The sequence below is a fragment of the Novipirellula sp. genome (assembly GCF_041583735.1).
Lineage (GTDB): Bacteria > Planctomycetota > Planctomycetia > Pirellulales > Pirellulaceae > Novipirellula.
On the sequence record NZ_JBFHFD010000270.1, the window covers coordinates 1 to 10,638 of the forward strand.

General features: G+C 52.7%; 9 protein-coding genes. 1 reads left to right on the forward strand and 8 read right to left on the reverse strand.

What is annotated here, in order from left to right; translation table 11 throughout:
- Positions 1–180: 180 nt before the first annotated feature.
- Positions 181–1,128 (reverse strand): DUF1559 domain-containing protein, encoded by a 948-nt coding sequence (locus tag ABX962_RS19175; RefSeq protein WP_372721640.1) that lies wholly within the window; start codon positions 1,126–1,128, stop codon positions 181–183.
- Positions 1,129–3,571: 2,443 nt separating this feature from the next.
- Between ABX962_RS19175 and ABX962_RS19180 the strand changes: the two genes are divergently transcribed.
- The gene (locus ABX962_RS19180; protein ID WP_372721641.1) at positions 3,572–3,739 is read left to right on the forward strand and encodes a hypothetical protein; all 168 of its coding nucleotides are present in this window, start codon (positions 3,572–3,574) and stop codon (positions 3,737–3,739) included.
- A 170-nt stretch (positions 3,740–3,909) separates the two neighbouring features.
- Here the strand turns inward: ABX962_RS19180 and ABX962_RS19185 are convergent, their stop codons facing one another.
- From ABX962_RS19185 to ABX962_RS19215, 7 genes are all read right to left on the reverse strand, one after another.
- A complete protein-coding gene (locus ABX962_RS19185) occupies positions 3,910–4,254 on the reverse strand; it encodes a hypothetical protein (RefSeq protein WP_372721642.1) in 345 nt (114 codons plus the stop codon).
- Between the two features lie 214 nt (positions 4,255–4,468).
- Positions 4,469–5,005, reverse strand: a complete 537-nt coding sequence (locus ABX962_RS19190; protein WP_372721643.1) for a hypothetical protein — start codon at positions 5,003–5,005, stop codon at positions 4,469–4,471.
- A gap of 926 nt (positions 5,006–5,931) precedes the next feature.
- Positions 5,932–6,093 (reverse strand): hypothetical protein, encoded by a 162-nt coding sequence (locus tag ABX962_RS19195; protein WP_372721644.1) that lies wholly within the window; start codon positions 6,091–6,093, stop codon positions 5,932–5,934.
- Positions 6,094–6,998: 905 nt separating this feature from the next.
- Positions 6,999–7,397, reverse strand: coding sequence for a hypothetical protein (locus ABX962_RS19200; protein WP_372721645.1), 399 nt, complete (start codon positions 7,395–7,397; stop codon positions 6,999–7,001).
- A gap of 123 nt (positions 7,398–7,520) precedes the next feature.
- The gene (locus ABX962_RS19205; RefSeq protein ID WP_372721646.1) at positions 7,521–8,243 is read right to left on the reverse strand and encodes a hypothetical protein; all 723 of its coding nucleotides are present in this window, start codon (positions 8,241–8,243) and stop codon (positions 7,521–7,523) included.
- 150 nt (positions 8,244–8,393) lie between these two features.
- Positions 8,394–8,753, reverse strand: coding sequence for a hypothetical protein (locus ABX962_RS19210; RefSeq protein WP_372721647.1), 360 nt, complete (start codon positions 8,751–8,753; stop codon positions 8,394–8,396).
- A 198-nt stretch (positions 8,754–8,951) separates the two neighbouring features.
- Positions 8,952–9,419, reverse strand: a complete 468-nt coding sequence (locus tag ABX962_RS19215) for a DUF2262 domain-containing protein (protein WP_372721648.1) — start codon at positions 9,417–9,419, stop codon at positions 8,952–8,954.
- Between the last annotated feature and the right edge of the window lie 1,219 nt (positions 9,420–10,638).

Genomic DNA, 10,638 nt, shown 5'->3' on the forward strand with positions numbered 1-10,638 from the left:
CACTCCTCACTCCTCACTCCTCACTCCTCACTCCTCACTCCTCACTCCTCACTCCTCACTCCTCACTCCTCACTCCTCACTCCTCACTCCTCACTCCTCACTCCTCACTCCTCACTCCGAGTCTCCGAGACCTTACCAGTCCGAAATGTGCATCGAATGGTTCGTCGTTTAAGTTGAGTGTCAGTCATGTCCAGCGCGGGTGATGAGAGACCGTAGCATTGCCTTTTCCGTGGAGCTACTGAGAAGCCGGACGGAGCCGTCGGCCATCAGGATATTCACGCCAGCATCATGGAAAGAATATAGTCCATGACTATTATTTTCGTTCACGGCAAATGCCGGCAAAAGCACAAGTTGCTGCACGTGCGTTGAAACACCCCAAGCGGCTTGATGGTGATCTCCCTTTCCAGCCGAGACTGAGAACGGAACGACGGGTTCCCCCGCGTGGTGCTTGTCGGGCCGCCCCGAGCGTTCACCTACAAGCAACGTGTTAGATAAGCCGTCTGAAAAATCAGAAAACCGTCGCGGGGGATACGTTGTCTGGTTACCGGCCGAGTATTTCGGCTCGGCCCATCCACCGAAGTCCGCAGCTGTCATGTTGAAGTAGCCTGACGACGGGGCCATCCCAACGATCGCTGCGTAGTCGGTTCGGGCCGCAGTCCCCTTGGGTTGACTAAACACCCCATTTGCATCACGCCAAAGGTTAAGATCGGGAACCACGTCCGTAGGCGTACTTGTCGACGGGCACACGAACACAGGCATCTCGATATTGATAACAGCCTGATTCTCAGGGCTCGACGCCGCCAGAGTCAGGTCCAATGCAAGAAGTACGTTACCGCCCTCCAGTTGAGGCAAGATTGCAGTACGCCACGGATGGCAATGAAATTCTTCGACAAGCGTAGGGGGTGACGCACGGAAAGCACCGTTGTATAGATCGGGAATCTGCCTATGGCTTGAATGGTAATTGTGAATCGCGAGCCCCATCTGTTTCAAGTTGTTCTGGCATTGACTCCGACGCATCGCCTCGCGCGCATGTTGGACTGCGGGCAATGAGAACGCGAGAAGGATCACGATGATCACAACCACAACAATCAGCTCGATAAGGGTCATGGCGTTTCGCGGTCGTATCATGCACCCAAACTCTGTTGACGAACAGCTAGAGGTCACTCGGCACGCATGGCAACGTGAACATCAGCAAATAGTTTCCCACGTAATCAGGTGCTCTGGCATAGTGCATATCACACGTTGCACCATGATTCACTGTCGAGCACTCTAGTCCGAAGGATTGTATCGCCGACAGAGTCGCAAATCAAATCGATCGCGAGTAAAAATGGGCAGCCCTGCATTTGATGCACACACCCGGATTTTGAATCGCCGAACGCCCCGACGTTCCGTAAGAATCTCGATGTTGACGAACGTTCCAAATTAACTGGAAGCGACTAGGGGATATCCTGACGACCAGATAATCTAGATCACAATCTCCAATGCAATTACGGGTTCTTGCGATGGCTTGTTCGACAAACGATTTACCAATCGAACCGGCGTCACAAACGTTCCGAATACTCCCCAGAGCGGGACCGAGCGATAATCGTCCGAGCAAACTCACGAGTCGGCGATCTTCGGCTGGCGCATCGGAAGTTGGTGAGAACGCGCAACGACTAATGTTGATTAGTGACGATTCGTGTGCCAGCAAGAGAGAACACTAATCTTCGCTAATCGCACACCAATGACGCAGCGCAATCAGACTCAAAAAGGCAGAAGGACAGACGAATCGGGGACAGACGAATGAAACCGGACAAAGATCAATCGAATCATTCAGCGAACCGCGACAGCGATCGACGCGTCGTTCAATGGACGACCGCAATTGACGACCACTTACAGGCACAAAAATGAATGACAAAAAGATGGAGCCATAAAAAGGAAGGACTCGCTTTTCCGGCGTTCCAATTTTTCTGTCGCACCAATCTTCCTGTCGACCGCCCGCGATTGCCCACCGAGCACTCCTCAGTCCTCACTAATGTCTAATGTCTAAAGATCCATTCAATTGCTCAAGCAAATTAGATACTGCATATTCTCGCAACGTTTTGAAGACGCGGACACGCCTTTTTCAAATGTTTTCAGCAAAGGTCAACAGCCTGTACATCTGCTCTTTCGACTCGCAATTAAATTGTAGATTTATCCTAGCGTCCGTGTGAATCAACGATGTCGTTTATTGCCGATAGACCGTCTCGTACTTCAATCGCCCAAATGTGGCCGAACGTTTCGTAGCATTCTTGAATGCGATCCAGCTTTTGGCGACGAATGTCAGCGATCACGCGGTCGCAGCGAGTGATCATCCATTGCAATAAACACGACTCGGCGGCTCGGCGAGCATCGCGTTGGCATCCCTCCCGTGTTCATCTGTCGACAGGTAAACCGTGAATTCTTCATCCTCGTTCAATCTCCGAAGTTGCATTTTGAAACTTCCAGTTCCACAGAAAATGGCGTCTCGTCAGTGATCGTGTCTTAGTATCAATCGAATACTCGGAAGATCTGAACAAAGTCACAAAGGCGAGAGCAGACCTCGGCAAATCCAACTCCGTCTGCTGCTTCTTTAATTCCAAAACCAGAAAATCCAAGTTCTTCACCGCGGCCAGCAATCGCGAACCCATCGCCGATATCAATCCGGCGAGATCGATCGCAATGGACGTATTACCGAATGCGGCCAATGTGCTTTCCATTTGTAATCGCGTTATGCCGCACTTCGGTGAATTGCATAGCTCGCCGCTTCCTAGTCATCGAGTTTAACGACTGAGCCAATTGACGCCTTCCAGCCATCGGGAACAAGACAATGGGCTGAAGCCTCGACTTGGTAACTCCCTCGTTCAGTACGAACAACGATTGTATCCGTCGGACCGAGATCTCCAAGATGTGCTCCGCGTCGCCAACGAATAAGCGTCAGGTCCGATTTATCGGCGCCAACAATACGTTCGTCAGCTTGAATTGCCGCCCAAATGGCGAGTTCGGATTCTCCGCGTGGAGCTCGATTCGCAATGTGGAAACCACCGATGACAGCAACGATCACGAGCGTGCAAACCCAGGTCCCAGCGTGTGTGCGTTGTCGTTTTGATTGCGTTTGAGACAAGGAAGAGATCTGCATGTTTGGTGTCAGCGATGACGCTCTCAGTGGATGAACGTCTGAGGTCACCCGGCACGAACAGATAAGTGACCACTGAAAAAATAGCTTGTTGCGTGCTCGGGGCGGGTTGACCGAGGTCTCTTTGGTTTAGGTTAAGCTTTGGGTTTCCTGTTTGCCACCGGTTTTCCTCGCGTGGTATCTCAAAATTTTAACTCTGCCTGATTGACCCTCGGCCCCTCTCCGATTGGGACGTGCCGCGTTGCAGCATCCGGCCCCCGTCGTCACCTCTCGCATGAGATTAGTGATTATTCTGCGATCGCGACCAAAACAACACGAGTACTCAGATTCGCGGAAATTCGCGTACTTCGCGGGCCAACTATTGCTTCTGGAAATTTGCCCACGAATCACGCCAACCATCGCGAATGAACGTCGTAAGACAGAACTACCCTGCGACAAATGCATCGCGGCCAACAGCTCGACCTAGCCGAGTTAGCCGCGGCAGCGGTCGACGCACTGTCCAACCGACGACGGGAATTGACGACCATGGAAGCAGTAGAGGATGTATTGCAAATCACCATGGCGAGCGGCACGAAATCGGAGGTCCTCAATGTCAAGCGAGTGTAATTTCTTGGCAGCCGAGACCAACTGACACATCACGGAACGTAGGAGTTCCACCGGGCTTTTTGAATAGAGGCCTTGAGTTTCGGCTAATCTCACGAGCCACGCTGGTTCTCAGAACGCTAACCATTCAACAGAACACAGGCTCAACCTCCGCCCAACTCGAAGTCAAAGCCTTACTCGTTATCCTCCTGCTTGTTCGCGGTGCTCCGCCCCGGCGTCACGACGCAAGTCCACCAAAACGATAAACTTTCGATGCATCCGAAAGTGATTGTGTAGAAGATACCGGCAGAGACCCACGCAAGTTTCCCCGCCTCCTCCATGCCAAAGGACTTGTAAAGGACAGCGGTGGCCAATGCAAGAAGTCCAGCTAGCACGACAGCAATTCCGAAACGCCACAAGGAGCGGAATCGCGGCTTATTCTTTGGGACAGTGCAGATGAAGGCCGCCATTGCTGCAGGGCCTACAGGCTCGGTCAGTCCGACCGATAATGCACGCAGCAATAAGTCGATCGCAATCATGCTCGCGAACGCAAGAGTGTAGAGCCGAACGTACGGCCCTAGGGATGAGTCGTCGGCAGACCGGATGTCAGCAGTCGTAGCGAATTGCGTCATACGCAGATGCCTTCAGTCGGCGAACGCCACCAATCACGGGACGGCGACCAAAGATTCTCAATTGTTAAAAACGCGACTTCGCCGCTCCCTTGGATCGGAATGGTTATCCGCCGTTCGATGGTTAGCTTGTAGGTTTGTGGGTCAGATCGGAAGTTGCGTGAAATGAATGGACTGCTCGGCCGGGCCGGAACATAGACGGATACAACCGCCTATACTCTTTACCCAGCTCAAAAGCTCGACGCCATTCATCTTTACCTATAGTTTGCTTTCGTTCGCATAAAGGTTCACCGTCATCCGTCAGGAAGTCTGCAATAAGAGGGTGGAAGTTCACGAACCTTCCTGTTGCACCCGGGCCTGGATGAAGATCGCTTCCCAGCCCAGGGGTAAAATCATAGGTATTGATCGTGACTAACTTCTGACCAACCTTTAGTTCGCTGAGTGATATCTCTGATGGCTCAAACTTCAACATCGCCACGCAATCTAGCTCATCAGTATAGGCAGCGACGTAGATTGGATCAGCTTCAATCACCACGGCAGCTCGACTATCGCCGAATCTAAGATGTTCCTCAATATAGATCACAGATGAACGCCCCCACTCGGAGAAACCTAGCCACCAATCCCACGCCCCTCCGAAACCGCCCAGGTCAGGGCGTTGCATCCGAAGTTTTTTCTTCGATAGCGATAGCCCCAAAGGGTTCGAGGCACCGTGAGGCGAGTGGTATCGTGGTTTCTTGTTTTTCACAGGCTTGGGTCTATCATTTCAGGAAACTCATTTTCATTCGGATAAAGGTACCCGTCACCGAGTACCGACAGTTGAGTTTCCATTTGCAACATCGCGCAGGCCGTACTCCGGGCGAGTAGAACGGTATCTCTCGGATGTTAGGATACGCTTTGTGTTCACGGCTTGCCACCGATTTCTCCTTGTGGTGTCACCATATTTGATCCTTGTCCAATTGATCACCGAACCCTCTTCGCGTGATTCGTGGCAAATAGTGCCCCCGAACGTTTGCCCGCGAATCACGCCTATCATTGCGAATGAGCGACGCATGACGGAATTGCCAGGGACAAATGATATCGCAACCAACAGCTCAAACGAGCGGCGACAGCGATCGAAGCACTGTTTAAACGACGACGTGAATTGACCACCATAATCCCATCAAGACACAGCGTCCCTTGATCACCAAAATCCAGGCAAAAAAATGGTTGACAAAAAGATAAAAACGGAAGGACGAGACAAGCGTTGATCGTCCTAAAAATCTTTCTGTCGCACCAATCTTTCTGTCTGCCATCTGCTTTTTTCCCAGGAGTTCCAAAGCACCGATTCAGTCTGTGCCACGCTCACTCCTCACTCCTCACTCCTCACTCCTCACTCCTCACTCCTCACTCCTCACTCCTCACTCCTCACTCCTCACTCCGTGTCTCCGTGTCTCCGTGTCTCCGTGTCTCCGTGTCTCCGTGTCTCCCTGTCTCCCTGTCTCCCTGTCTCCGTGTCTCCCTGTCTCCTTCCCACCCGGTCGTCTTCAGACCATGTCCAATCCGCAACATGTGCCCCATGGTTCCCCTGATTGCTGTAACGGGATATCGCTAACCACGGCGGTTGACGTGGATCCAATCATAGCGAGCGCAACAACCGCCAGTAAATCCGTTTGCAGACGCTCCATCATGCATGAAGACCGCCTGAATCGCCGAAACGACCGCGATCAAGTCATCATCGCCAGCCGGCAAACAACACAGATCAGGTGACACGCGTGGACATGCTTGCCATTACCCACCAGCCCTGCCGCGTGCTCGCCTGCTTCGGATGGTTCTGGCTAAACGGCTGGAACAACGCAGGTGCCCCATTCTCGCCAGAGCCCAAAAGTGCACCCAAGCCCGGTGCCCGCAGCATCACTCTTGGCAGAGAAGACATGGAACCACAGATAAACTCAAATGGACGCAGACTTTTAAATGGATGAATCTGTGTTCATCCGCGTTCATCTGTGGTTGGCTAAGTTAATGAGCCGAGAACCCCAGTGATCGACCACGCGGCAAGCCAGACTGAAGAACAATCGCCACTGGAGACAGGCACCGAACTCCGCGGGCAACACGCGATAGCTGCCACGTCGAAGGCCCACAACCCCATTCCGCCACGCCCGCTCTTCCGCCAGTTGTTGATGGGGTTTGCGCAGGAGCAGGGGTTTGGGCAGGAGCAAACGGAGACAACAGAGTTCCAGTCGGCAATCCCACCGTTGACTCCGTTCCCTCCAGCGAGCCGCTGCACGGACCACCGAGTGATCTATCGTCGCGGACCAGCGAGGGAAAAGGCAAGCTAAACGACGCAACTTACGATCGTTCGAACCGTTAAAAAAGAAACGTCACCAGGAGTGCGATCGCAGACGGTCTGCGCTGGTCGCGAAACACACGGCCCGCAGACGCATCGGCAGACAATCAGGAAACGCACAAAGCGGCTCAGTTGCTGGCTGCAACGTGGCACCCAGGGCCCTCTCCGCCACCATCATCAGTCCTGCGGTCACGCGACAAAAAAGCAAAACCCTTCGTAAATCCTCTAGGTGATCGCTGAATCTTCAAAGCGTTCCACCAGCCTTCTTGAACCAAGGCCTTGAACATCGGCTCCGCTCGTGCCTCGCTCCGCGATGTCAAAGCCTTAATTGTTATTTGCCGGTTTTTGGAAAGTAGCCATTAGGGCCGACGCCGACCGCCTCGAATGTCCGACCAGTCGGGTCGTCCAAGTCTTGGCTTGAATCTGGAACAACAGGACGCCAGAGGCTGAGTTGAAGCGTCGGAAAGACGTACGTGTAGCCGGGTTCGGGAGCATCAGCGTCGAACGGAGCCAATTTTTCAACGTGGGCAACCGCGTAATTGGCATCCAGCTCGTGAAGGCATTCGCCGTCCAGTAATGCACGGAAGCTCTCGGATTCTGCGATCTCGATGAATGCAACCTTGCCAGCAGCATCAAAATCGATCGCTAGATCTTCGAGGTACCATTCGCGTTCTTCGTCACCGTCACCATCGTGTGGACCAATAAGTTCACGGACTTCAGCGCGTGTCATGCCGAACCGAATTGGTCCAACGCCAACCGTCGGGAGTATGTCGAACGTTCTCACAGAGTTTCTTCAGTCGGGTAACGCTACGGATCACGTGGACGCCGCGAACGACTTACCACTTCAATGAACTCAACTCGGCGACTCGCGTGCATCCGCTGGTTCGCTGTCTTTGCTGCAAAATGGGACGGCCTGCATGACCGCGAGCGCCGGAACCTTCAAAGCATTGTATAACGCGAACACATGTTCAGGGAAGACATTTAGAAAGTCGTTGTGTACCACGAGCGGAATCTTGCATCTACGAAGATCGTCGGTCACACGTCCACCAGCGTGCATCAGGGAGTGGCGTACAAGACGAGCGATGCGAATGTCCTCTGCGAACCATGCATCATCAATCAAGACGCCCAGTTTATCGCGAAAGTCCTTCTTGAAATCGGAGCTCGTTACACGAATCGGTTTTCCATTATGGGCAATGGAAAGCGAGCGAACAAGAAAGTTCTCGTAAGCACCGTAAACCGCTAAATACACAAGTCGCATCGTACCATGTAGCCCTACGTGAAACGGATGCAAACTTAGGTATTGCTGCCATATGTTTTCACCATCAATCTCTTGCTTGACCGATGCCGTTGTTTCCAGATTAACGAAAGCATCGTGAAACTGTTTGATCGAACCCGGTATTTGTGCTGGCAGAGCACCTGCATATGATGCACTACGCCAGTCCGCGATGAGATCGAAAATTGGCTCTTTTAGTAATGGTGCCGAATCTGACGCCGAAAATGCTTCGCGTGCGAAATTATCAGTGAAGAACGAGCCGTACGCTTCTTGACGCGTGTCGATGATTAGCTGTCGTTCCATTGGTAATCTCCTTGTTTACCGAAAGACTCAGGTGACAGCATTGTGGTTCACTTGTCCAGCGAACGTTTGGATTCACGGGGTCGGGCCGTGAAAAGCTTGATCTGTCAAAAAGCGTGACGCCCGACTCCAGTGCAAACCATTGGTTTGCCGCTATCTTACGGCAGCCTTCGTCGTCGATTCCCGAAGCTGCTCGATCACATCGTGGATGGCATCATGGTTAGCAGAATTGGTCGAGATCACCAGGCATTCAGTGTACGGAGCCATCGTTGATGCTTTACCCCACGCGTTCGGGTCAACGGAAGCCTTGAGGTATGCCATTAGAATTGTTGCATTGAACGTTTTGCCGTCCTGAGACCAAACAGGAAGGTCGGCGAGACGGTAAGTCCTTGGGTGGACCTTCTCCGCATCGGAAATAGTATCAGCAGCGACAGAATTCGGAAGTCCTTGTATGGCAACGAATGCACATGCAAAAACGATCATAGCTGCCATGATTGGTTTGATTAGTCGCATAGCATCCTCCGTGTAGTGTGTAAAGTCGTTGGAGTGAGTGTAGCGTTGCAGCCTGGATCAGAAAACACCGATTCGGTGTATGTGAGCCCCTAAAGTCGGGGAACGCCACGGTTAACCGGGCCGCGGCCAACCAACGTTGATTCAGGACCCGCGCGGCCCGCGGCTCCGGTTGAACCGCTTGTTCGTCGCGATCATCAGTCAGAATAGCCGAACCACTTCGCCGCCCTTAATGGTTCCATTGCCAGCAAAGAAGACATACAGACAATGCTCGCGCAAGCAAACCGACCCTGGGCCAGTAATACAGAATTCCACATTGTCTTTGCTATGTCTTTCAAAATGAAAGCTTATCGAAGAAGGAACACGGAGAATTCGTTGCAATTGCTTCGAGGTAATGGGCTCAGATTCCTCATCGTCGGCAAGCAGAAACTTGCTCAACTCGTCAAGCAATTGCGTTGCGGCATAATCGCGAAACGCCTTGATGTGGCGAGACCGTCCTTTCCAAACTTGCTCGGCCAAAGGAAGCATGTTCGCGACACCATCGTCGGTGTCAACGTTCAACGTCACTTCGATCGTCGCGTCGTTGTGGACAATTTGCGTACTATAATGACGAAATTGTTCATTGTAGGTTAGTCGCCCGAGTATAGCCGACTGTACTGATTTGCTCATGGATGTCTTCGCGTCTCCTTATTCGGATAACGATGGCGATCACCCGGTCGCCGCGAGCGATCTTCCATTTGAAAACGCGCCGTCGGCGACTCGGCGGCGAGTAAACCGAGGTCTCTTTGGTTTAGGTTAAGCTTTGTGTTCCCTGTTTGCCACTGGTTTCCCATTGTGGTGTCACAAGATTTTAACCCTGCCTGATTGCCCCGCGGCCCCGCTCCGATCCGGACGTGCCGCGTTACAGCATCCGGCACCCAGCCGACACTTCTCAATTGGTATTCCCTTGCATTCTTCAATCGCAATCAAGTGGGCGGCATGATGCACGTTGGCCCCGTGGAACCCTATCTGATTCGCAGCGAATACAGCTCGCCAACGTCTGCCCGCGAATCACGCGAATGCATCGCGATCAACAACTCGAGCGAGCCGTGGTAACGGCGGCAGCGATCGACGCACCGTCCAGCCGACGAGTTGAATTGGTGACCACGATCCCAATCGATCGCTACGTCCCCTGATGCCCAAAAACAGGCAAAAAAATGGGTGGCAAAAAGATGAAGGCACTCAACACTCCCTCGTTTTAATCTTTTTGTCGCACCAATCTTTCTGTCGACCACTTACCTCGATCCGTAAAAGCATCACTCTGTAATGAACAGCGTCGCATCGTACGACTATCACACAGCGACTATCACACAGCGACTATCACACAACGACTATCACACAAGGGGGGACACTGACCAGGGAAGGTTAAAAAATCGCAGGTTTAGAAATAGGACACGTTTGCTTGAGCAGACTGAGGCCGAACAACGATCCGTATTTACTGAGTGGCAAGGAGTGATCCAGCATGACGGGCCCCCGGATCCGCGCTAGTCACGCTGTAAAAACAGCAGGACAGACGAATGAAGCTGGGCAGAGACAAGCGTATCATTCCGCGAGCGGCGGCGAACAACGACGCCAACGAGCCGAGACAGCGATTGACGCATTGCGCAATGGACGGTGCGAATTGGCGACCCGCTACAGGCAAAAACATGGGTGACAAAAAGATGCAGTCAGAAGAAGAGTGTGCTCACCTCTCCGGCTTTCCAATCTTCCTGTCGCACTAATCTTTCTGTCCTACATCCGCGATCACCTGCCGAGCACTCCTCACTCCTCACTCCTCACTCCTCACTCCTCACTCCTCACTCCTCACTCCTCACTCCTCACTCCTCACTCCTCACTCCTCACTCCTCAC